Here is a 25,063-nt window from a genome sequence, read left to right as displayed (position 1 = left end):
CGCACATCATGGTAAATTGTAGACTTTTGGAAATTTTGATTCATAAGAGCAGAATCGTAAATGTAAATAATAGGTGTATTGCCCAACCGAAATAGGACTGGAAGTTAACTGGTTAAGAACTTATATTTCTTTAAAAATGTGGGAAATAACTTAGAATTTAATACTGTTTTAGTGAATCATGATAATAAATCTTAATTTTGATTCATTAAACAATAGGGCGAATCAATTAATCCATGCAATTTGCCCTGATAATGCAAATAATTACAATCAAACTACGGTTCAAAATGAATGTTTTACTATTTCCAATCCGATTCTTATACAAGCTCTACTTCTTCCTTTATTTCGTTTTAAGCTTGATGTTGTTCTATCCAATACTTAAATTCTTTTTAGCAAAGAAGGAGCGATTTCCAATGGCTTTTAAGGTGACTAAAGTATATGCGAAGGTATGGCTTTATGGTTCAGGAATATTTCTACGTGTTAAGGGAAGAGAGAATATACTTACTGATCAACCCTTCTTAATTTGCTCAAATCACAGCTCCTTTATCGATCCGGCAACTCTGTATATCATTTTCGATCAATATTTTGTTTTTACAGGCAAACAAGAAATTGAAAAATGGCCTTTGTTCCACATTTTTTATACTTCAGGAATGAATATTTTGGTGGATAGATACAATCGAATTGGAGCATTAAAAAGTTTCAAGAAAATGATGGAGGTAATTTCTGAAGGAAAACCTCTCGTGATTCTTCCTGAGGGAACGATTCCTCAAAATGCCCCGAATTTGGGAGAGTTTAAGCCAGGTGCGGTAGCCATTGCCATTCAAATGGGAATTCCTATATTGCCAATAACACAAACAACCAATTGGAAAAGATTACAAAGGGGAACCATGTTTAAAGGCAATGCAAGTCCAGGTATTGCAGAGGTAATCATTCATCCACTTATTCCTACTACAGGACTTACAAAAAAGGATGCCGAAGCTCTGTCAGCACAACTTAAGGATGTTATCAATCAGCCTTTGAAAGAAAAATATGGAATTTAGCTTTTAATTGGAAGGGTAAAAAAGAATTTAGAACCAATACCTTCTTCCGATTCCATCCATATTTTACCTCCGAGTAATTCCACATAAGATTTGGTAATTGATAAGCCAAGTCCCGAACCTTCGATGGCTTTCGTATTTTCCTGGTCGACTCGTGTGAATCGATCAAATATGTTGTGCTGTACGTTTTTAGGGATTCCAATTCCTGTATCTTTTACAAAAAATTCCAGCAAATCGTTTCTTTTTGTGCAGCCAAATACGATAGAGCCGGAATTTGTATATTTTATGGCATTATTAATCAGGTTGGTGAAAATGGAATTTAACAATGTTAAATCTGTTGAGAAAATGAATTTTTTATCTGTTAATGGTTTGCAATAAAGGGTAATATCTTTTTTATTTGCCTCTGGAGTAAAAAAGGCATGTTGATTTTGGATAAGTTCGGCAAGGTTAATTTCAGTTATGAATGGAACTATTTGTTTGGTTTCTATTTTTGAAATTTCAATAATAGCATTGATTGTAGTAAGCATTCTCTCACCACTTTGTAAAATTATTCGAATGTATTTTTCACGCTTTTCAGAACTAAGTTCTGGTGTTTGCAATAGGTCTGCAAAACCCATAATTCCATTCATAGGAGTTCTTATTTCGTGACTCATATTGGCCAAAAATGCAGTCTTCAATTTCTCATTTTCTTCCGCTTTTTCTTTTGCTGTTATTAATTCCTGTTCAATTTTTTTCTGAGCCGTTAAATCTACCAGCATCGATAAAAAATCATCACCAAGAGTAATTCCTGACACTAATATTTGCTTAACACTTCCATCTTTACATGATATATTATATATTTCAGGAATTATATCTGTTTTGTTTTTTGTTGCTACTTCTACAGCTTTCCCCCAATTTTCAATTACAAATTTCCGATACTCAGGATCTGGATATGCAAGTTGCCACCATTTCTCCATGGTAGAAACATCATCATGAGTATATCCAAATACATCTAAAAATCGCTTATTGATATATTTCACCTCTCCTGTTATATTGCTTACATGACTAAGTGGGAGTGGAGCTTGTTGAATAAATATTTTAAATTGATCTTGACTTTTTATTAATGCCTTTCGTGCTTCTTTCTGATCGGTAATGTCTGTGTGAACTACAACAATGTGAGTGACTGCATCAAGTTCGTCTTTTATGGGATACACACGTGTTCTTAACCAACGACTCCGGGCTTCGTAATTTGAATCAGCCTCAATTTCTGATTTATATAAATGGTCTGGTAAATCTAAGGATTCACCTGCGTATGCACGCTTTAGATAATCTATAAATCCATTTACGTGGACTTGAGGACTTTTGAGTATGTTGAACTTGAAAATAGTAAGTTCTTTTGGGATTTGCCAAAGTTCTTCGTAAGCTTTGTTAACTGATATTTGTACGCCATCTAAATCATATACCTCAACAACAAAAGGAGATTGTTCCATCAATAATCTATACTTCTCTTCACTTTCCTTTAGTTTGTCTTCGGCTTTCTTTTTTGCTGTAATGTCTTGAAATACACAATAGGTTTGTTTAAAAGTGCCATCGGGATGGCAACCAGTACAACCCTGAAGCGAGATGTATTTGTAATGCCCTTTTTGGTGTCTAATCTTAAAATGAACGTCATTTACATAGCCCAGAGTCTTAAATTTCTGAAAATTTGTATCAAAAACCTGTTGCCAATCAGGATGAAGGAAATCACCGTAATTCTTGCCAAGTACGTCCTCTTTATTGTAGCCAAGAAAACTTAGCCATGTATTATTGACATCAATTATATCGCCATCTCTATTTAAAGAGTGATAGGACAGAGGAGCATTGTCGAAAAGAGTTTTGTATTTTTTCTCACTTTGCTTTAAGTTGTGATAAGTTATTAATTGTTTAATTGCATTACCTAATCGTCTACTAATCTCAATAAATAATTTTTCCTCAAGTTTAGTCCATTCCCGTAATTTGAAACATTGATGAACTCCTAATAAAAAATTTGTGTTATTTACGTTAGGTATCGCAACTATCATTTCCGATTTAATAAGAAGCTCTTTTGCAAAGGATTCATTTTTTTCTGATTGTGAAAAATTTGATGTGAAAACTTCATTGTCGTCACACTTTCTTTTCTCGAAGAGTTCTTTCTGATAAGTGTGTGCTATTTCGCTTTTGTCAAGTATCGAGATGCATGATACACCGGATTTAATAAGTTCAACAGGGGGAAATTGAAAACGATCTTTTGTATTGGGAGCTGAAAGAAGAAAAGTTCGATCTGTTTTAAAGACTTCCTGTACAACATTCAGTACATCCCAAATCATTTTCTCTACATCATTAGAGTTCTGAATTATTGGGTTTATTTTTTCTAAAGTATCTATGTACGAGAATAGATTTTGTTTAGCCTCAACATGATCAGTAATGTCACGGGAAATGCCAAGTATGAGTTTACTGCCATTTTCATTTAGTAACGAGACACTAATTTCAACAGGGAATATTGAACCATCTTTTCGTTTGTGATGTGTGGTTATCTTACAATATTTCTCATGTTCCAGAATAGTGAAAAAATTACCAATCTGTTCTTCGGTCTTATATTCGTTGTCAATATCAGAAAGTGAAAGAGAAAGAAGCTCCTCTCTTGAGTATCCCAAATTAGCACAAGCCTGTTTGTTGACTTCTATTAATTTCCCGTTAAAATTTGATAAATACATCGCATCTCCTGAATTAAGGACTAATGATTTGTATAAATCGGTGTGCTTTTGGTTTGGGGTGGTCATTGCACAAAAAAAGTTAGTTGAGTGAATTCTTACTAAGTTAATAAAATTAACCTGCGATACCGTGCAGTTTTTAGCTATTTCTTTGCATTTTACCTAATATTTGTTATCAAGATGTCCGTTTGTGAGTAAAGAAATTAAATAAGTTAAAGGGATATCCTTACTTAATATTCCAAAGCCATCTCTTTTCCATCGATCACCCGAAACGCACCTTCGGCAAGCGCTTCCATCTCGTTTTCACCCGGATATACAAAGAAGTTTGTCAGTTTTTCAACATAGGTTTTTAAATCAGAAATGAAGCGCTCCGAATAGGCTATGCCACCAGTTATGATGATTCCATTCGCCTTGCATTTAAGGGCAACATGATAAGCTCCAATTTCCTTCGCGATTTGATAGACAAATGCATCGTAAATGAGTTGTGCCTTTTCATTGCCTGAGTCGATTAATTTGAAAACATCCCGAAGATCATCTACACCCAGATAAGCTTTTAAACCACTGTTTTTACTGAGTAGTGCTTCAACTTCATTTCTTGGCATGGAGTAACACAAATCCATTACTCCTCGGCTTGGCAAAGCGCCGGCTCGGTTGGGAGAGAATGGTCCCATTCCCATTAGTGCATCGTTTACATCAACAATTTTGCCACCATCAACCGAAGCAATCGAAATTCCACCACCCAAATGTGCAATCACGTATTTTGCTTCTTCGAAAGTAATGTTTTGTTGTTTGGCAGTTTTACGGGCAGTCATTTTCATGTTTAAAGGATGCCCTCTTCGGTTTCGTTCGATTCCTGGTACGCCCGAAATACGTGCTTTTTCCCAAATATTGCCGGCAGATACTGGATCTACGGTAAAACTTTCATCCAAATTAAAGTGTTTGGCTAGCTTATTAGCCAGCATACTGCCTAAATTAGACGCATGATCACCGTATTTTCCCGTTTTGGCATCTTCAAGAAAACTGTTGTTAATTCTGTAAGTTCCTCCTTCAAGAGGTTTTACAATTCCTCCGCGTCCAACGATACCGACTACATGCAGATCCTCTTTTGATAGCATTTCATCCAATCCATCTTCTACCATTTGGTATCGGTATTCGAATTGATCGGTAACTTTTTGAAATTGATCAAGATCAACTTGCGAATGACGAACAATAAGTTCATTAATTAGTTCCGTTCTGTTGTATAAGGCGATTTTAGTAGATGTTGATCCTGGGTTGATAACAATGACAATTTCGTTCGAATTCATAAAAATGATTGTTGTGTTTAAGATGTAATTTGAGAAGATAGCTTGATGGTAAGACGTATTATACATTTGAATTAGATGCGCTTTTTTACTTTTTCCCAATCTTCAGTAGTTAAAAAACTGTCGTCCATGTTTTGAATCATTTGTTCAAATTTTTTCATCGGAATGGCATAGCTCAATGTATTTTCTGGAACATAGGGTCTTGCCGAAACATCAAACATCCCTAAAATAGCTCTAGGGTTTTCCTTTTTGCATTCCTGAAAAGGGTAGGAGATTATTGATCCACAACCCGATGAAAAAGGCGCAATGTTGGTAAAAGGATCAGTCTGGTCGAAATTGGCAAGGGTAAACAAGCCGGAAAGAACATCGGGAGTAGCAAAGAAAATGACAACCTCGGGTTCGTCAGTTTCGTTCAGCTGATCCCAAGTTTTAAAAGTAATGTATTTTGCAGGACTAGTAAACACAGGAAACAGATCGATGGCTTTTTGTGCTATTTCTGGGGTCTTTAAATATTTCTCCTTACCTGTGGACAGAAACATGTTTAGTCCGGCAGGACGGCCTGCAAAACCAGAATAACATTTGCCTTCCATGCATCCAATTGAATCGGCTGAAAAGCTGGCTGAAAATCCTTTGCGAATTTTATGCAACAAACCAATGATGCAGTTCCACGATTTGGCTACAATTTCCTGATCCTGAACTCTATCATTACCATACCAGAAACAAATAGGTAATTCGGTATCCTTTCCGAAATATTTCCCCCACTTTGCTATAAATTCTTGTTGAAGTTCTTTTTTCATCGCTTTAGCAGATTGGTACCTATACAAATATCAGATATGTTTGATTGAATGCCAACTTAGAAACTGTTTAAAATTTATCCTTTCGTTTTTTTATAGGTAGCAATAAAGCCTAACTGTATTAAATTCCATTTAAATAGAACCACTATTCGTATAAGATTTGCCTTGTCATTCTTCATTTTTACCGATAATTAATACTAAAAACAAATTTAAATAGTTTCTGAAATCATCTGAACTTATTGGGTGCTTATTACTTTCAGTGAGATATACGATAAAAGTCGACGAACTCGCATATTTACAAAGCTTTCATGCAATTGTAAAGTCCTCGAAGATCGTTATCTTATAAAAAAAGATATCTTTGTACGGTATTAATCCGATAAGATGATTTAGTTATGGACAGAGAATCTTTAATAGAAAAATATAATGTGCCGGTACCTCGGTACACAAGTTACCCAACCGTTCCTTTTTGGGGGAATGAACGGCCAGAAGTGGAAGATTGGTTGAAGGTGGTGAAACGCACTTTTGATGAATCGAATGTTTCGAATGGAATTAGTGTTTATGTGCACTTGCCTTACTGCGAAAAGCTTTGTACTTACTGTGCATGCACAAAAGTGATTACCCGTAATCATGGCGTAGAAGATCAATATATTGATGCTTTGTTGAAGGAATGGCAAATTTATTTGGATACTTTTCAAGAAAAGCCAATTATTCGTGAGCTTCATTTAGGAGGTGGAACACCAACTTTTTTCAAGCCTGAAAATCTGCAAAGATTAATCAATGGCTTGAAGCAGAATTCAAAATTGCATCCTGAACATGAATTTAGTTTCGAAGGACATCCGAATAATACCACTCGTGAGCATTTACAAGCATTGTACGACGTAGGATTTCGCAGAGTGAGCTATGGAGTTCAGGATTTCGATCCGGAGGTACAAAGAGTAATTAACCGCCCGCAAAGTTTCGAAACCGTTAAGGAAGTAACTTTAGCTGCTCGTGAGATTGGATATCATTCGGTAAACTTCGATTTAATTTACGGACTGCCAAAACAGCAATTGAGTTCTGTTAGTGATACTTTCGATAAAGTTTCGGAGTTAATGCCAGACCGAATTGCTTACTATTCATACGCTCATGTACCTTGGAAAACCAAAGGTCAGCGGATATTTACCGATGCTGATATTCCTGATAGTGCCGGGAAACGTGCTTTGTACGACTTGGGAAACGAAAAACTGGCAGAACTTGGCTACAGCGATGTGGGAATGGATCATTTTTCCTTGCCTCACGACGAATTGTATATTGCCCGCGAGGCGAAGCGACTGCACCGTAATTTCATGGGATACAACACTTCGCACACCGAATTGTTAGTCGGTTTGGGAGCATCTTCTATTTCTGATGCAAAGTATGCCTACGCACAAAATATTAAGCTGATTAAGGCTTACGAAGAGGCTTCGATGAACGATAAGCTTAATTTGGAGAAAGGCTACTTCTTAAGCGATGAGGATGTGATTGTGAAACGAGCGATACTGGATATTACCTGTCGTCGCGAATTGAGTTTTACAGACGATTTAAAGGCTTATTTGCCGGCAACAATCAAGGAAGAACTGCAGGTATTGGCTGATGAGAAAATTATTACTGTTGACAATGAAAAATTGATCGTAACCGATTTGGGTATGATCTTCCTGAGAAATATAGCCAAGTTATTCGATAACAAACTTCGATACGCAAAAAGCGGGGAAGACAATATGTTCTCGAAGTCGATTTAAGGCAAGAATAAAATCAAAAAATCCGGTAGTCAGAAATGACTACCGGATTTTTTATGCGTTTTATTTTGAACAAACCAATTCTAGTAGCTCGCTGGTGTTTGTTAAAGTTGTGAGAGAGCTTATCCGCTAGGCTAATAACCTAGTGGCAGCCTATTACACTATACACCATTCAATATCACTCTTTTTAAAAAGAGCATTGAGAAAATCAAAATTTGCTTTTAGTTTTTTTCTAAGTTTACATATCAAGTTGTGTATACAGAATTAAACAACACATAATCGGTTGTTAAATCGGTTCCCCATCCTTTCGATTTGGCTTTTCCATCGTGAAGATCCAGCAAAATTTTAAGATGTGATTCCCTCAATAATTTTTTAATATAGTTATAGTCGAATTCTAAAGGAGTGCCCTTTTCAAGAACCTTTTCCAATTTTTTATCCGAACCAATAAAAAGATCCATTTTTTCATAATCAAAAGGAAGACCTGCATTCCCTGCAGCACTGATAATTCTACCCCAATTTGGATCGCGGCCATACATGGCTGTTTTAACAAGGGCAGAATCTGAAATTTTTCGAATCATTGTTCTTGCATAATCCTCCGATGGTGCATTCACTATTTCATATTCGATAAACTTTGAGGCTCCTTCCCCATCTGAAACGATAAGCTGAGCCAAATGGATCATCATTTCTTCAAGATGTTTTTTGAAAATGGCGTAATCTTTGTCTTTTGTTGATTTGATCATCTCATTTTGAGCCAAACCATTAGCCAATACAATAACCATATCATTGGTTGAAGTATCGCCATCCACCGTAATCATATTAAATGATTTATCAACCGTCTCCTTTACTGCAGTTTTTAAAAGTTTAGGTTCAATGGCGATATCCGTAACAATAAACGCCAACATCGTGGCCATATTGGGATGAATCATTCCAGAGCCTTTCGCAATTCCGCCCATATTAATTTCACGTCCATCAACTTCATACTCCATGAAGCCTTCTTTGGCAAATGTATCGGTGGTTAAAATCGCATTTGCAACAAATGATCCTGCGTTGGATCTGTTGGTTATATTTTTTGCATTTTCCCGAATACCTTCAACAATTTCTGTAGTTGGAAATTTTACGCCTATAATACCAGTAGATGCTACTAATACTAAATTCTCGTCAATACCCAACTCTTCAGCCAATGCATTTGTCATTGCTTTTGCGCCTTCCATTCCTTGTTTTCCTGTGGCTGCATTGGCATTTCCTGCATTTATTACAATTGCCTGCGCTTTACCATCAGCAATATTATTTCTCGATACGGTAACTGGTGCCGCCACTACCTGGTTCTGCGTAAATACCGCAGCGGCACTTGCCGGAACACTCGAATAAATGATGGCTAAATCCCTACGCATAGATTTGACACCTGTATGTGCTCCCCAGCAGGATATTCCTCTTACGTTTGTTATATTTTTAATCATATCCATAAATATTGTAGATGTTTATTTTTTTTAATTAAAAAATTAAGGGTTTAGTGGAATTAGATTTAATCCTTTGGTTTCTTCCAGACCAAACATGATATTCATATTTTGAACTGCTTGTCCTGCAGCTCCTTTAATAAGGTTGTCAATAACACTAATAATAATCACCATATTAGTGCGCTCATCATACGTTACATATAAATCACAATAATTGGTTCCCCTCACATCTTTAATAGCTGGTTCCTGCTTTCTCAATCTGACAAAAGGCGCATTTGCGTAAAAGTCAGCATAAAGTTCTTTTAGTTTGATTTCATCCAGTTTTTCAGTTGGGCGCACATAAATTGATGTCAGGATTCCCCTGTCAACCGGCAATAAATGCGGTGTAAATTGAATGCAGGTATTTTTTCCTGAAACTTTATCCAACACTCCTTGTATTTCAATCGTATGGCGATGATTTTTTAATCCGTATGCCTTAAAATTATCATTTACGTTCGAATAAAGGTTTACTGTTTTAGCTTTTATTCCTGCTCCTGTAACACCCGTTTTTGAATCCACAATAATTCGATCTGTTTCAATCAGGTTGGCTTTTAGTAGAGGCGCCAGACCTAAAATTGCACTTGTGGGAAAACAGCCTGGATTCGCAATTAAATGTGCTTGTTTAATTTCATCAAAATACAATTCAGGACTCCCGAAAACAGCTTTTTCAATGCCTTTTGGATAGATATGCGGAATTTTATACCATTCTTCATAAACCTCTTGTGTACTCAAACGGAAATCCCCGGAAAGATCAATAATTTTAAAAGATTTGTCTTTAAAACGTTTCACAAAATCCATGGAAACGCCGTGTGGCAAAGCAAGAAAAACAAGATCAAGTTCGTATTCATCTATTTGATTAACCGATACCAATTTTTGATCCGCAATTCCCTGTAAAAAAGGATGCACATCAGAAAATAATTCTCCTGTCCGGCTTTCAGAAGTAATCATGCTAATCTCAACATCGGGGTGATTGGTAAGAATACGCACCAGTTCTGATCCGGTATAACCAGTTGCGCCGATAATTCCTATTTTCTTTTTAGTCATTGCCTTTTATTTCTTTTAATGATTTTTTTAATACGTCCATTGCCTTTCCCAAATCTTCATAACTTATATTTAAAGGCGGTACCAAGCGTAAAACAGTATCGGAAGTAGAATTTGCCAACACGCCATTTTCAAGCATTTTCTGTACTAAAGGCTTTGTTTCAAAATTAAATTCTATGCCAATCATCAATCCTAGTCCTCGGATTTTTTTGATATCCGGATTTTCCATTGCTGCAATTTCCGATTTTAACCAATTGCCTTTTTCCTCCGACTGTTTCAATAATTTTTCTGTTTCAATAACTTCTAATGTTGCCAATGAAGCTGCGCACACCAAAGGGTTTCCTCCGAAGGTAGTTCCATGATCACCAAAATCAATCGCTGCACTTATTTTTTGATTCGAAAGAATGGCGCCAATTGGAACACCTCCGCCCAATGCTTTGGCTAAAGTCATAATATCAGGTTGTACCCCAAAATGTTCTTTGGCAAACATTTTTCCTGTCCGTCCAATACCACACTGAATTTCATCGAAAATCAACACAATATCCTGTTCATCACAAAAAGTTCTCAATTGATTTAAGAAAGTTTTATTGGCAACATTTACACCTCCTTCTCCCTGAATAGGCTCTATAATGATGGCTGCAGTATTCTTATCGACTGCTTTTTTTATGGCTTCAATATTATTAAAAGGCACTTGAGAAAATCCTTGTGGAATAGGATCAAATCCTTTTTGATATGCCTTTTTACCAGTTGCAATAGTTGCCAATGTGCGTCCGTGAAATGAGTTTTCAAAAGAAATAACATTTCCTCCCCGTCCAATACTATGTGCATATTTACGTGCTATTTTAATAGCTCCTTCAACAGATTCGGCTCCGCTATTCGCAAAAAACACCCGATCTAAACCTGATAATTCCACTAGCTTTTTAGAAAGCATCACCTGTGGCTCACTCAAATAAAAGTTTGAAATGTGAATTAGTTTGGCTGCCTGATTCTGAATTGCTTTTACCACTTTTGGATGACTATGTCCAACACTATTAACAGCGATACCTCCCAACATATCAATGTATTCGTTGCCTTCCACATCCCAGATATGGGAGCCTTTCCCATGATCGAAAGTTAAAGGGTAACGTTTAAAAGTTTGTAAATAATACTTTTTATCAAGATCATCGTATGTTCTATTCAATTTCTGTATCATTATTTTTGTTTTAAAATTTGGTACTGATTGCTGTTCCAACTTCTTTATTTTCAAAAAGACTTGCAATTTGTTCTGGAACTGTTCCATTGATGATTCTTGCAAGTTTAGCTCCTTTTTCCAAGGCAATTTTACAAGAATCTATTTTTGGGATCATCCCTCCTTGGATACATTCTATTTCTTTAAGTCGATCTATTTCAGTTACCTTAAGTTCATGGATAATGGAAGCTGGATCGTTCTTCTCGAGCCTTAATCCGTCAACATCTGTTAAAATAACATATTGTTCTGCTGAAAGTGCACCAGCTAAATGACCTGCAAACAAATCGCCGTTAATATTATAATCAAGTCCCTTTTTATCAGAAGCAATGCAAGTGATTACAGGAATGAAATTATTTTCTAATAACAATTCGATTAAGGAAGTGTCAACGCTTGCGACATCTCCCACCTGTCCTAAATCAACAAGTTCAACTTTTCCGTTTGTTTTGTGCTCATGCATATGTTTTTTAGCAAGAACGCTTTGTCCATCTTTACCCGACAAGCCAACAGCTTTATGGCCCATTTCATTTATTATTGAAACCAGACTTCCATTGACCTTTCCTTTCAATGCCATTTCGACATATTCCATTGCTTCAGGTGTTGTTTTTCGTAATCCATCAACGAATTCTGATTCGATATTGGCAATTTTAAGTGTTTCTTTAATAAAAGGGCCACCACCGTGAACAATCACAACTTGATATCCTTTGTCTTTCAAAGAGCAAATATTTGCTAATATCTTCGATTTAAGATTTTGATTCGTCATGGCATTGCCGCCATATTTAAATAATATTATATTTTCTATCATTATTCGTTTTATAGATTATAAAAGTTATGATTATTTATATTACTATTCTTTTAATGGACTCTGATAAATGAACCAACACTTCATAATTAAGTTGATCACTAAAATAGCCAAAATCTTCCGATCCTTTAAAGGCGTTTTCAAGTGCTCGACTTGCAAACCTATTTGTTCTGCTTATTGTTCAATTACATCAACACATTTATAATTTGAGAAATGGCATAAGCAGGACCGATTCCATTTTGATGTTCGGCGACATGGGCTATTTTTCCTCTAAGCTTATTTGGCATCCCTTTTGATCCAAACGCAAAACTTTCTTTTTAAAGGATTATTTTATTAAAGTTGATGATCCGCCCTGAAGGATTCAACTCATTATTGGAAAGTTCGGGATATTTTTGCAATTCCCTCATATGCAAAGTTAAGAACATTTTTATAAATGTTCTCTCTTAGGGGATATTTGGATAAAGACAAAAACAAAGCATGAAAATAAAATGCCAAATAAATTAGCATGTAAGCCCAAAGGCAATGCCATTTTGATTGAAATTATTTATGAATAAACCCGATTGGTTTGTACCTGATTTTCGAGGTATCTGTTGGTGTGAGCGGTTTTCGGCAAGGCTAATAGCCTAGTGGGAGCCTACTTCTTTAGCTGGTTCGATTAATCCTGTTTTTTTAATATAGTGATTGGGGTTTCTTTAATTCCCGCGTAAAAAACAATTATCTCCACAGGCTTATTGCTATCATTTCGCCCAAAATGCCATGTGTTTACTAATTCTACGATTGGTTCACCCGCTTTAAGATAAAGTGTATCATTCGTTTCACTAATTACAGTTAATTCACCCTTTAGTACAAGGCCAGCGTTAATTTCCGGATGTTTATGTAATTCCAATTTTGTTTTTGGAGGAATAATTATTTTCAAAATGGTTATTTCGGGATTACCATCAAGATATTTTGGAAGTGGTGTGCCATTCCAACTTTTAGTCGTCTTGACTAGTGTGATCACTTCTGTATTCGTTATTTTATTTGATTTGCATCCAAGCAAACAAATTTGAGCCACACAAAATAAGATAAATATTTTCTTCATATTAAATAAGTAGTAATTTAAGTTGGTTGCGATTTATTTGTTGAATAGCCAATAAGGGCAGTCTCTCTAAGAACTTATTAAACGGCTCAATTAAGTTTTAAATATAGCGGTTTTAAGGATACATAGAAATAGAATTAAGGTTCTTATTTGTGTATGATCTTCCTGAGAAATATAGCCAAGCTCTTCGATAACAAACTTTGATACGCAAAAAACGGGGAAGAGCAAATGTTCTCGAAGCGATTTGACGCAAAAATAAAAGCAAAAAATCCGATAGTCAGAGATGATTCATGGATATTTTATGCGTTGCATTTAAATGGTTTATTGTGCAACGAACAAATGGGAGCCATTTTTTACTCGATTGGGCGGTCGTATTTTTTATTAGCAATCAATTTCTATTGATTGTCCCTTTTTTAGTTCAATTTCTTTTTGTTTACTTCTACTAATTAGCTTCGTTTCAACACATTTTGCAGCAATCAATACACCCAAAACCTTAAAAGATGAATTTAAATTCGACCAAATAATTACAAGTGTGATTCACGTTAAAAGCAAGTAATAATCCAACCAATTTCTACAACAATAAATGATTACATTTACCTCCAAATCAGTAAACATCTACTTATGTGCACCAAAACGGGACTAACTTTTAAGTCTTAAACTGTAATTGTATTTTAACGTGGCAAAGTTACTGATAAGGATATGTGGTAAGCAAAGGCATTTTGTATGCAATAGCCTCAACTACAATGAGAAGAAAATTTTATGAGCTCTCAGCAAAGGCTCGGCAAAATGCTCTAAAACAATGACTATGAATTATGAAAATTATGCAAAGAACGTTCTCCTTTTTGGTCTATTCCTATTTATCTGTACCCAGTTCCAAAAAGTGAACGCACAAGAACTGACGAAAGAGACATTCAAGGATTCGATTGGTAAAATGCCCTATTTTTCCATTTATAAGGATAATTATTTTATTTCGGGCGTTCCCACCAATGGGAGCATCAACAGAAATTCGGCCAACGCAAAATACCAGATCAGTTTTAAGCAGATGATCTCAAGACGTATCATGCCTTGGGACACTTATCTTTTTATGACCTACAGTCAAACGGCTTTTTGGGATATTTATGCGGAATCGTTACCTTTTAAAGCGATAGATTTTAACCCTACGATAAGCATAGGCAGGGCTTTTTTTGATAAAAACCATAACCTGAATGGCTTGGGTGTTTTGAGCTTAGAGCACGAATCAAATGGAAGAGACAGTACCTTTTCCAGAAGTTGGAATAGAATTAGTGCGGAATACACAACCAAATTCAGTCGTACGATTTTGGGAAAGATAAAAGTTTGGATGCCATTTGGCTATAAATCAGGTAATCCGGACATTCTGGATTATCGGGGGCTCGGGGAACTATCGCTTTCCTACGAGGCCGTTCCGAAACAGCTTTACTTTGAAATTATGATGAGAAAAGGATTGAAATGGGAGTGGACCGGTACTCTTCGCCCCCGAATTTATTACAATCCTTTCAAGAACAGGTCAAACCAGTATTTGATGCTGGAATGGTATGTTGGACAAGGAGAAGGTCTGGGTAATTACCAGGAATCTATTAGTATGCTTCGATTAGGCTATGTAATAAAGAGCAGCGAACTGAATTTTTTGAAACGGAAAAGGTCGAAATAACTGATCGTCAAAAGACAGCTTCGTTCCAATTTTTACAGGATCTTGAAGGCTTAGTTGTTCAGCAAGGCAAGCCTATGCATGGTCTTGTTCATGCAATGAGGAACGAATTCCCCTGAAAATATGTGTTTTATGAATCATGGGCTCCGGTGAAGCCCATCTGGATTCCTTATCGCAAAAAATATTTATGAATAAATCCGCTTGGTTTGCGTTGAGCTTGCGAAGTTTATGGTGGCATGAGATGTTTACCGCGAGACTAATAGTCTGGTGGTAGCTTACTTATATGTTTGCCGTGAGTTTTTTTCATATTCAATATATTGCCAGTCAACAGTATTAAATAATCAAGAGTAATTAATTGTGTTTTAGTTCATTCCTGTGCGGATATACATCCAGATATTCTTCTTTTGTTATGTTGTTTTGCCATTTGCCTGATAATATAGCGATAAAGGTGATGCTTAGAAAGATGACAATAACTGATATTGCAACCCATTTTTTTGAAATTGTTTTATTGGAAGCTACTGGTTTAATCGTTAGTGTGTTTTTAACAGGGCAAATATCCAGACACTTCATGCACGATGAGCATTCATCTGAAACAACAGTTTTAAGGGTGGCAACTTTTATGAACGAAGGACAAACCTGCGAACACTTATTGCAATTGATACACGATTCACTATTTCTTCTTATTTTATTAGGACTTAAAAGACCCATTATATTCATAATAGCTCCGAAAGGACATAAATATCTACACCAAAAGCCTCTGAAAACAACTGATAGAAGGATTAAAATAGAAAAAATCACAATAGACAAACTGCTAATATCAGCAAAGAAATCGTACATCCTAATGTCGCAGATCATATTAAAATCTCCATCGAGAAAATTCTTTAATACTGGTGTTGTCATTCCTAAAAAGGCAACAGCCATAAATAGTAACAATAGATATTTTAGAGATCTAAGAATTATGTCCATAATTTTGGGCATTTCTATTTTTCTTCCAAAAACGAATTCGCCAAAATCAGCCAGTTTTTCAGATAGGGTTCCAAACACACATATCCAACTACAAAATGACTTGGGAAAAACAAAAGACATTAGTAAGAAGCTGATTAAGAGGATTAAGCCTGCAGGGTGAGCCAAATGAATAAGGCCGGTTTTTAAAAAAAAGATCAAGCTTAACAATGAACTAATAGGCAGAAAGGCATCCACACCTGGAGGCCGGCTATGAAAGGCAGTCAAACCATCTGTTGCCAGATATTGGTTGAAAAAATAAAAATCAAGCCCAATCCATACACATAGAAGCACAAAAATTACTTGTATCAAAAGCCGCCATTTTTGTAAGGCTCCCTTTTTTTTAATCAATGCTATCATCTGTTGTGTAATTTAAGCTTAATTGGTTTTCTAATTTTAGACTATTCTTTTCTAAAATAAAATTTGTACTTCGGCTATATACTCAAGTTATTTTAGGGTGAAAACCAAAAAAAAGTATGTGTCTCAACAAAGTTGGCAACATCATATTTTTGGGTTCAAAATAAGCACATCCGATAATTTTATAAAATAGGATACCATCTTCACATCCTCTTATATACTTATTAGTGGGAATAACTTTTGGTGCAAAAATAAAGAAGAATAGAGTAGGGATGTTAGAACAAAAAGGGGGGATGACAGGACAAATCAATCATTCATTGAAAGTGGAGAAATATTTTATCAGTGCAGAGTATAAATGTAAAATTTCTTACTCATTAGCGATAAATCTAGACTTACTTCTATACTCAACTGGTGATATGCCTTCATGTTTTTTGAAAAAACGACTAAAATACGATGAATCATCAAAACCCAACTTATCTGCTATATCAGCAATGGTGAGTTCAGCCATAAACAACAAGTACTTTGCTTCGGTTAGCTTAATTTTGCTAAGTAGAGAGCTTGTTGATTCTCCTGTTACAAGCTTAATAGATTTGTTAAGGTGGTTAGGTGTTACCGAAAGATGTTTTGCATATTCAGAAATAGGTAAATTAATCTCCAGTCGATTATAGACTTCTTTTTTAAACCTATGTGTGAGATCTATTGCAGCACTATTGAATTTTGATAGATTTTTACTGATTCCATTTAACTCAAGTATCAACGTGATAGCGTATGCGTTTACCAGCATAAGGTTGTTTATTCCGCCACAATACTCCAGATATATTCTTTCAAATATATTTTCAATAAAATGGGACAATTTCTTGTCAATACTATATTTGGATCGGCTCCATGTTTCTAAAATATCGAGATTGAATATTAGAGAGTGACTTCCCATGGTGCCAATCATTCCATCTGCCGTAATTTGCAAGATAATTCCTTTTGCATTGGAAGATTCTTTTTCGATTGAGTATGGTTTGAAGGGCTGGATGATAAGTAACTCACTTTGACATATGGTATAATCACTATATCCAACCTTAATATTTAAAACTCCTTCTGTAATATAGATTAGCGAAACACTATTTTCTTTTATTGGGGGAACAGGTATCTTTAGATTTGGAAGAAATTCCTCTACTCGAATGCAGGAATAATCTCTAACGCCTCTATTAAAATGGTCAATTCTTTTTTTTGTAGAATATTTCGAATTAGCTTCATTTTTAATCATGCTATCTTTTTTTAGTAAGCCATACATCGAAAATATGCTTCTAATTAATCTGAAGCCAAAGATATGTTATTCATTCTACAAAAAAATAAAGATCGTCCTATATGACCCTATTTCATTTACTAAAAGCACATGATTTGTATTTCGTTAGTACAAATAATTATTGATTTATTTCAATGGGGTGTAACGAGTGTATGAGTTGCTCGTTGTTTTATTTATTAGAACGACAGTCATAATCGTTTGCCGGATTTTTTTTATGTGGTTTATTTTAATTTTGGGGGAATGGGGGAATGGGGGAAGATAACAAGAGTTGAAACGGTGTGCACCTGTCTTTGCAACCAGCCAATGTGTTTGCATGAGAAGGGGTGACAATTTATCATGTCTAAGCCTGATTCAATCATGAATCAAACAACCTGTAAGTAACTCCTTTACAGCATCTCTATTGCTTTTAATTCTTTATCAATAAGAGTTTCGTTGTCAAAAGAATTTTTTATTACCGTGGCATTACTATGCTGTTCTTAATTTAAGTCTTCTTTTTTTTAGCAAAGCTTTGCTGTATCAACGACATTAATTTATTTTTATTAATTGGTTTTGAAAGATATTCATCACATCCAGCTTCTATTGCTTTTTTTCTGTCATAAGTAAGACCTTGAGATGTTTGAGCAATTATAATTACATCTTTATTAAATTGTCGTATTTGCTGGGTCGTTTCATATCCGTTCATTGCCGGCATTTTAATATCCATCAATATCAAATCCAAATCAGGATTATGACGACAAAGTTCAACGGCTTCAAGTCCGTTTTTTGCATGAATGAGTTCTCTACTTATTTCTGAGAGCATAATACTAATGAGCAAATCCGATGTTTCGTCGTCTTCAGCAATTAGTATTTTCAGGTTTTCATTTCGAACGCTCTTCTCTTTGTTGTTATTACGAGTTGTCATTTCCACTGTTTTCTGCGGTGTAATGGTGTAGGGAATCGTAAAGTAAAAGGTTGAGCCTTTTCCCTTTTCGCTTTTCACCCACAATTTACCCCCAAGCATTTCCACGTAAGCATTGGAAATCGTCAAACCCAAGCCTGCGCCCTGTAGTGCCTGCAAGTCATTAATGTCAGCTTGAACAAATCGTTCAAAAATTGCTGTTTGCCGATCTTCTGGAATCCCAATTCCGTTGTCTGTTACATAAAATTCAAGGAAATCTCCTTTTTTTAAATAGCCAAATTCTATTTCGCCTTTTTTGCTGTACTTAATGGCATTTTTAACAAGGTTAGTGAGAATTGCGTAAATTTTTTCAGGGTCTGTATTAATAGTGGATTGTTCTTTGGGCAGGTGATTTTTGAAAGACAGCAACATTCCCTGAGCTTCCACTTCAGGCTTGAAAAAGGTATAAATGTATTCGATTTGTTCGTTTATAATTGATTCCTTAATTTCAAGTCCCATCAGACCAGCTTCAATTTTCGAAATGTCAATAATATCATTGATGATATTAAGCATACGAGCTCCACTTTTTTCAATGATTCGAATATACTTAAGTTGCTTGTCGTATGTCAGTTCCGGGTTATCCAACAGGTGAGCAAAGCCTAAAATACCATTCATCGGAGTTCTGATCTCGTGGCTCATGTTGGCCAGAAAAGCGGATTTCAGAAGGTCGTTTTTTTCAGCTTCTTCCTTAGCTTTTATTAGTTCCTGATGTTTTTGAATTTTTTCAGTTATATCTGTTGTTATCCCGGCACTCCTGATAATTACGCCATTATTATCCATTACAGGAAAAATCTTTGCATTTATCCAGCGGGTTTCTTTATCTTCTCTTATAATTCGGTAGTTGTAGTCAAGAAATCCATTTTTTATAAAATCATTCGACTGAAGAAATTCCATAACCACAGGCTTGTCTTCAGGATGAGCTGTCTTGGTAAATAACTGAGGATCGTCGTATAAAGATTGGCAAGGTAATCCCCATATTTTTTCAAATCCAGGACTTACATATAACATTTTACTGTCATCACGAAGCCAAAAACACTCATCTATATTTGCAGCAAGTTGTTGAAATCTATTTTCGCTTTCTTCAATTTTTATAGTGGATTCCAATAAATCTATTTCAGCCAGTTTTCTCTTTGTAATATCTACCAATGTTAAAAAACAAAAGTTGCCGCAGGGACTGATCGTGCCGTTAAGTATCACATAAATTGGCGAATTTTCTCCGATTGAAATGATTACTTCACAGGTCTGTTTTTCCTTGCTTGTATATACTTCCCTGAAAAAATGATTAAAAGTCGTTAGCGTATTAGAAGATATAAAAAGACCAAATCGATTATCTATTAAGCGTGAACGTTCTTTGCCAAGCATGCGGGCGGCAGCAAAATTAAGTTCTGTAATTTCGCCTATTTCCGAAAGAGTAAGATAACCTGAAGGTGCGAAATCATACAATTCGGAATATCGTTTTTCTGCAAGTTCCGATTTCTTCTTTGCAATCAAAAGTTCTTCGTTTTGCATTTCCAATTCAATCTGATGCACTTGTAATTCATGCAAAAGTTTTAAGATATCGGCATCAGATGCAGTCAATTTTGTTTTTTTCGATTGCTCTACCAGCTGCTTTTCCGCCTTTTGCCGAAGAATTTCAGCATCGGCTAAATTTTCTTTTCGTTTTTTCATGACTTCCTTAGCTTATGTTCATGAATTATGGCTTTGGCTTTGCTTAATTCATCCTCCATTTTTTTTGTTTCGGTGACATCAATAAATGTGATCACAATCCCGTCGATGCGGTCGTCTAAAGTTCGATAGGGCATAATACGTACAGTGAACCATTTTTGTCCTTTTGCAGGGATGGCAATTTCTTTATATATAAGGGTTCGCAGAACTTCATTGGCGTCATTAGTCATTTCAGGATATTCCAAATCAGTCACCATGTCGGTAAATGGCCGGCCAATATCAATTGGCCTTAATTTGAAAAGTTTTGTTAATTTATCGGTGAAGCGGCGAATATTTAAATCTCTGTCGAGAAACAGTGTTGCAATATTGGTGCTGTTTAAAAGATTTTTCATATCGCTATTTACCAAAATCAAATCGCTTACCTTATTTTGCAACTCAACGTTAACCGTTTGCAGTTCTTCATTCAGACTTTGCATTTCTTCTTTCGATGTGGTAAGTTCTTCGTTGGTTGATTGTAATTCTTCGTTGGTTGATTGTATTTCTTCGTTGGTAGATTTTAACTCTTCCTGGGTTGTTTGCATCTCTTCACGAGTACTTTGAAGCTCGTCACTTTTGCGCAGCAGTTCATTTTCTAATTCCTGTTCCCTAATTGTTGAATTTGGATTTTCTTTTTTTGATTTTCTGATTATTGGTTTTGGATTGTCGGCAACATCGTCAAAAACAATCATGATTGTCCCTTTAATTGTTTCGGGTTTTTCAATCTGTTGAAGTGTGATATCTACAATTTGAGTTCCACCATTTGTCCCAACTTTAACTTTACGCAATCTTATCTTAGAGTAATTTTGCTTTGCCTTTCGAATAGCACTGGGAAGTTCGTTCTGTAATCCTTCGCGTGCCATGGCGAAGATATTCCAGTTTGCTTTTCCTGCTGCCGGTTCTAAATATTTACCAGTACGCCCTGTAATATACAATACATCGCCATCCTGATTTACCAACACACTGGAAGGTGCAAATTGTTGCAGTAAAATTTGGTCGGCAAGTACCTGAATGTTTTCGCTAACTTTCACGCTTTTAATTTCGTTTGATACTTGTTCTATTTTAGATGAAAAAGAAGCCGGGAAATCCAGTGGCGCTGTGTATGTGGTTTTTACAGCGTGTGCGTATATTTTCAATTTGGCATCTAGCGGTACAAATTGCATGTTTTGAGAATTGTCATTCTCAGCGCTGCCAAGTACCATTATACCGTTTTTATTCAGACTGTAATGGAACACATTCATTAGTTTCTTTTGCAATTCGGGTTCCATATAAATTAATAAATTCCGGCATAAAAGAAGTTCTAATTTAGTGAATGGCGGGTCCTTAGTTACATTATGCGGTGCAAAAACCACCATTTCGCGAATGGAACTGTTCACTCGAAAATAGTCTCCTTCTTTTATGAAAAAGCGGTTGATTCGCTCTGGCGAAACATCGCTTACAATATTATGAGTATAGATACCTTTTCGGGCCTTCTCAATGGCATTGGTATCAATATCAGTAGCAAATATCTGAAGTGTAAAATTTTTGTCCGGTTTAATTTTTTCATAGGCTTCCCTAAATATAATTGCCAGGGAATATGCCTCTTCTCCAGTGGATACACCTGTAATCCATGCCCGCAGCGAATAACCGTTTGGCAATTCATTAAATAAGCGCGGCAATACACTTTCTTTTAGTTTATCCCATACCATGGCATCACGGAAAAAACTGGTCACACCAATTAACAATTCCTTGAAAAGGATATCCAGCTCAGTTGGATTTTCCTGTATAAAATGGATGTAATTGGCAATCTTATCAATTTGGTGAACGCTCATTCTCCTTTCGATACGTCGGTATAACGTGTTTTTTTTGTATAATGAAAAGTCGTGTCCGGTTTGCGTTCTAAGCAGAATAATGATTTTCTCGAGATTACTTTTGTTTTTGTCGTTAATTTCGGGTTTCGGCATAATGGCCGGACTCGTTTTAAGAAATTCAATCAATTTAGCCGGAAGTTCATTGGCTGAATCTAGAATGTCAACATTCACGGCATCGACAGCACTTTGTGGCATACTGTCAAATTTTGCAGTCAAGGGGTCTTGCACCACAACAATTCCGCCCTTTTCTTTTATCGCTTTCACACCTGAACTACCATCCGATCCCATCCCCGAAAGAATAACACCAATACTTTTATCTTCTCGATCATCGGCTAATGAACGTAAAAAGAAATCGATGGGTAGCTTCAAACCACGCAATTCAACAGGCTTAAACAAATGCAAATATCCGTTTAAAAGTGAAGTGCTTTTATTTGGAGGAATTATATATATATGATTTGGCAACACCTTTATATGGTCAGTTATCTGAATAACTTTCATTGGGGTTGTTCTTTGCAAAATTTCCGGCATCATGCCTACATGGTTTGGGTCGAGATGTTGAATTACCACAAATGCAAAACCACAATTTTTCGGAACATTGCCAAAAAATTGCTCCAGGGCTTCCAATCCTCCCGCCGATGCTCCAATACCAACAATTGGGAAACCAATTTGATTGGAAATCTTCGGTTCTGTTGGTTTTGCAGATGGATTTTCTTTTTTGGTCTTTTCAGTTTTCATTTTTAGTAAAAGTTAGTAATTTATTTACTACCCTCAAAAGGCAGTTTGTTCTCTTTGCATGGGTTATTCCGTATGTAATCCTCGCTGGATTATGATATTTACCGTATGTGTTTCGTTGATTTATTACGACAAAATGAGTTCTTTGTTTGCAAAAACCATAATATAATGCCTCCTAAATTTACCAAATAATCGTAAACATCTTAGCCCGAGCCTTTGATATTTTTGTTCTAATTACCTGTTTTACTATTCATTCTATTTTGCAGGCAGAATAATAGTTGAAATGGATACACCTGGCGATTGATCGTTTATCCTTTGACTATCAATATTTAGTTTTGATTGTTTTTTTGCAGTTCTCATTTGCGTTGGTGCTGTATTAGTTCAGTGCTGTTAGTAATTGTCTGAAAAGCAGTCAAATCGAATTGCAAATTTTTCTGTTTGTCTGAATTGTTTATTGCAACATTCTTTACAAGCACATTTTAAATTATCTAATTAACAGTCAAAAATATTTCCATTACGCAAAAGTGGGAATAATGTAACTCATCCCCAAAGTTATGTAATGGTTTGTTGGGTGTTTAGCCTGACCTTTATAGGGTGAAACTTTATTCACAACTGTATCTCCATTTGCGTCAATAAAATCTGAACTAAAAAAAATGGATGAATACAAAGAAGAGGAAAAAATCAGTGGATATCGTTTAAGATTGGATAAAAATTTATAGTTATAAATGATAAACAGATTAAAAATTAAATTATGGGAAATTTTCTTTATGTCATCGCAGTATTCTTGCTTATAGCATGGGCCATAGGCTTTATTGGTTATAATTTAGGTGGTATTATTCACATACTTTTGGTAATAGCACTTGTCTCTGTTATTCTGAGGATTATTAGAGGGAAAAAAATATTTTAATCATTAATTTAAAAGAACATAATGCAGTTGAACTCTTTTAATTGCATTGTAAAAAATCACCTGAAATTCGAAGTGTCACCATCGGCATTTTTAACTTTAATACACAATAATTAAATTTTATTTAAAACTCTTTTGTAACATGCAAACACTTAAAATGGAAAAGGTTATGATCGCACTTGATTATGATCCAACAGCACAAAAAGTAGCTGAAATTGGTTTTGCTTTAGCAGCAGCAATGAAAGCCGAAGTTATTCTGGTGCATGTAATTACTGATATAAAATATTATTCATCATTGGCCTATTCTCCAATTGTAGGATATACCGGTATGATGGCCTTGAATCAAGTAAAAAAGGACAGTATTGGAAGTTTAATTCATGCTTCAAATCATTTTCTTGATACAATGAAAGATCACTTGGGTGATAAGGCTATAAAAACCATTGTTCTGGAGGGCGATTTTGCCGAATCAATAATAAATACGGCAAAAAAACAAAATGCAGATATTATTGTAATGGGATCGCACAGCAAAAAAATGTTGGAAAATATACTATTGGGAAGTGTAACTGAAAAAGTGTTGCACGAAAGCGATATTCCCTTATTTATTGTTCCTACTAAAAAGCAATAATAAGCTCTCTTGGGGTAAACAGAGAAATAAAATAAGTAACAAATTAATATTCAAAAATATGAAAAATTCAATTTTAGTCCTAATGAGTATCCTTTTACTAAGTGCAACATTACTTTCCAGTTGCCAATCATCAGCAAAAAAAGAGAAAAAGGCGGAAGAGAAAGTACAGGATGCTAAAATGGATTTGGCCGATATCAGGCTGGATACTATTAGTAAGTATGAGCAATTCAAAATAGAAGCTGAAAAGGTAATTATTGCTCAGGAGAATAACATCAAGGAACTTAAGGATAAAATGGCAAGTGAAAAAAAGGAAATCAATGGCGACTATAGTAAAAAGTTGGTTGAGTTGGAAAGTAAGAACAACGAATTAAAAAAGAAATTGGCAGACTTTAAAAATGATGGACAAGACAAATGGGATAGCTTTAAAAATGAGTTTAACCACGACATGAATAAATTGGGTAAGGCTTTTAAAGACTTAACCGTTGAAAATAAAAAATAAATATTTGTTGTTTTAAAGTCAATTCAAAAATGATGAAAAACTTATATCTGCCAGTTTCAGGCTTCAGCCTGAAACTGTTATGTATGGGTCGAAGTAAGAATCTTTTGCAGGACAGAAAACAGGAAAAAGATTTTAATAATTTTGTTTAAGGGCAGATGGATAAAAAAATCAAGTAATAATCTGTCATGCTATTTTAAGGTAAGATAACTCCCCTTGCTCGATTTAGGACTTCGGTAGGCCCGAAGATGCTCCTTTGCAAAACA

General features: G+C 35.4%; 18 protein-coding genes. 6 read left to right on the top strand and 12 right to left on the bottom strand.

What is annotated here, in order from left to right; translation table 11 throughout:
* Positions 1 to 284 precede the first annotated feature (284 nt).
* Positions 285 to 1,037: a lysophospholipid acyltransferase family protein gene (locus ALGA_RS07890; RefSeq protein WP_162845405.1), complete on the top strand. Its 753-nt coding sequence runs from the start codon at positions 285 to 287 to the stop codon at positions 1,035 to 1,037.
* Here ALGA_RS07890 and ALGA_RS07885 read toward each other — a convergent pair.
* From ALGA_RS07885 to ALGA_RS07875, 3 genes are all read right to left on the bottom strand, one after another.
* A complete protein-coding gene (locus tag ALGA_RS07885) occupies positions 1,034 to 3,811 on the bottom strand; it encodes a PAS domain S-box protein (protein ID WP_096428808.1) in 2,778 nt (925 codons plus the stop codon). The genes ALGA_RS07890 and ALGA_RS07885 overlap by 4 nt on opposite strands.
* A gap of 161 nt (positions 3,812 to 3,972) precedes the next feature.
* Positions 3,973 to 5,046 carry a butyrate kinase gene (gene buk / locus ALGA_RS07880; protein WP_162845404.1) on the bottom strand — a complete coding sequence of 358 codons (1,074 nt, stop codon included), beginning with the start codon at positions 5,044 to 5,046 and terminating at the stop codon, positions 3,973 to 3,975.
* A 71-nt stretch (positions 5,047 to 5,117) separates the two neighbouring features.
* The gene (locus tag ALGA_RS07875; protein ID WP_096428806.1) at positions 5,118 to 5,840 is read right to left on the bottom strand and encodes a DUF169 domain-containing protein; all 723 of its coding nucleotides are present in this window, start codon (positions 5,838 to 5,840) and stop codon (positions 5,118 to 5,120) included.
* Positions 5,841 to 6,229: 389 nt separating this feature from the next.
* On the opposite strand from ALGA_RS07875, the gene hemN reads away from it, so the two are divergent.
* Complete coding sequence (gene hemN, locus ALGA_RS07870; RefSeq protein ID WP_096428805.1) at positions 6,230 to 7,594, top strand: oxygen-independent coproporphyrinogen III oxidase; 1,365 nt, start codon at positions 6,230 to 6,232, stop codon at positions 7,592 to 7,594.
* 242 nt (positions 7,595 to 7,836) lie between these two features.
* Here hemN and argJ read toward each other — a convergent pair whose 3' ends face one another.
* From argJ to ALGA_RS07845, 5 genes are all read right to left on the bottom strand, one after another.
* Positions 7,837 to 9,048 (bottom strand): bifunctional glutamate N-acetyltransferase/amino-acid acetyltransferase ArgJ, encoded by a 1,212-nt coding sequence (gene argJ, locus ALGA_RS07865; RefSeq protein ID WP_096433500.1) that lies wholly within the window; start codon positions 9,046 to 9,048, stop codon positions 7,837 to 7,839.
* A gap of 42 nt (positions 9,049 to 9,090) precedes the next feature.
* Entirely contained in the window at positions 9,091 to 10,128 is a 1,038-nt protein-coding gene (gene argC, locus ALGA_RS07860) for an N-acetyl-gamma-glutamyl-phosphate reductase (protein WP_096428804.1), read from the bottom strand.
* On the bottom strand, positions 10,121 to 11,317 hold the full coding sequence (locus tag ALGA_RS07855) for an aspartate aminotransferase family protein (RefSeq protein ID WP_096428803.1): 1,197 nt from the start codon (positions 11,315 to 11,317) through the stop codon (positions 10,121 to 10,123). The genes argC and ALGA_RS07855 overlap by 8 nt, the downstream gene beginning before the upstream one ends.
* 10 nt (positions 11,318 to 11,327) lie before the next feature.
* Positions 11,328 to 12,155, bottom strand: coding sequence for an acetylglutamate kinase (argB, locus tag ALGA_RS07850; RefSeq protein WP_096428802.1), 828 nt, complete (start codon positions 12,153 to 12,155; stop codon positions 11,328 to 11,330).
* A gap of 652 nt (positions 12,156 to 12,807) precedes the next feature.
* Positions 12,808 to 13,233, bottom strand: a complete 426-nt coding sequence (locus ALGA_RS07845) for a cupin domain-containing protein (RefSeq protein WP_096428801.1) — start codon at positions 13,231 to 13,233, stop codon at positions 12,808 to 12,810.
* Positions 13,234 to 14,035: 802 nt separating this feature from the next.
* Here ALGA_RS07845 and ALGA_RS07840 point away from each other — a divergent pair.
* The gene (locus tag ALGA_RS07840; RefSeq protein WP_162845403.1) at positions 14,036 to 14,899 is read left to right on the top strand and encodes a phospholipase A; all 864 of its coding nucleotides are present in this window, start codon (positions 14,036 to 14,038) and stop codon (positions 14,897 to 14,899) included.
* Between the two features lie 348 nt (positions 14,900 to 15,247).
* On the opposite strand, the gene ALGA_RS07835 is transcribed toward ALGA_RS07840, so the two are convergent.
* The 4 genes from ALGA_RS07835 to ALGA_RS07820 all read right to left on the bottom strand — a co-directional run bounded on the left by ALGA_RS07835 (position 15,248) and on the right by ALGA_RS07820 (position 22,775).
* Positions 15,248 to 16,258, bottom strand: a complete 1,011-nt coding sequence (locus tag ALGA_RS07835; protein ID WP_096428799.1) for a 4Fe-4S binding protein — start codon at positions 16,256 to 16,258, stop codon at positions 15,248 to 15,250.
* A 364-nt stretch (positions 16,259 to 16,622) separates the two neighbouring features.
* Positions 16,623 to 17,513: a helix-turn-helix domain-containing protein gene (locus tag ALGA_RS07830; protein ID WP_162845402.1), complete on the bottom strand. Its 891-nt coding sequence runs from the start codon at positions 17,511 to 17,513 to the stop codon at positions 16,623 to 16,625.
* A gap of 520 nt (positions 17,514 to 18,033) precedes the next feature.
* Entirely contained in the window at positions 18,034 to 20,157 is a 2,124-nt protein-coding gene (locus ALGA_RS07825) for a PAS domain-containing hybrid sensor histidine kinase/response regulator (RefSeq protein WP_096428797.1), read from the bottom strand.
* Positions 20,154 to 22,775 (bottom strand): chemotaxis protein CheB, encoded by a 2,622-nt coding sequence (locus ALGA_RS07820; protein WP_096428796.1) that lies wholly within the window; start codon positions 22,773 to 22,775, stop codon positions 20,154 to 20,156. Before ALGA_RS07820 ends, ALGA_RS07825 begins: the two co-directional genes overlap by 4 nt.
* Before the next feature lie 748 nt (positions 22,776 to 23,523).
* Between ALGA_RS07820 and ALGA_RS22755 the strand changes: the two genes are divergently transcribed.
* The 3 genes from ALGA_RS22755 (at position 23,524) to ALGA_RS07810 (ending at position 24,800) form a co-directional block, all read left to right on the top strand.
* A complete protein-coding gene (locus tag ALGA_RS22755) occupies positions 23,524 to 23,679 on the top strand; it encodes a lmo0937 family membrane protein (RefSeq protein ID WP_145957587.1) in 156 nt (51 codons plus the stop codon).
* A 139-nt stretch (positions 23,680 to 23,818) separates the two neighbouring features.
* Entirely contained in the window at positions 23,819 to 24,301 is a 483-nt protein-coding gene (locus ALGA_RS07815; RefSeq protein WP_096428795.1) for a universal stress protein, read from the top strand.
* Between the two features lie 58 nt (positions 24,302 to 24,359).
* Positions 24,360 to 24,800 carry a sll1863 family stress response protein gene (locus ALGA_RS07810; RefSeq protein WP_145957586.1) on the top strand — a complete coding sequence of 147 codons (441 nt, stop codon included), beginning with the start codon at positions 24,360 to 24,362 and terminating at the stop codon, positions 24,798 to 24,800.
* The last annotated feature ends 263 nt before the right edge of the window (positions 24,801 to 25,063 follow it).

The sequence above is a fragment of the Labilibaculum antarcticum genome (genome assembly GCF_002356295.1).
Taxonomy (GTDB): Bacteria; Bacteroidota; Bacteroidia; order Bacteroidales; family Marinifilaceae; genus Labilibaculum; species Labilibaculum antarcticum.
The sequence above is the reverse complement of the archived record's forward strand: the minus strand, read 5'-3'. Positions and strand labels throughout refer to the sequence as shown.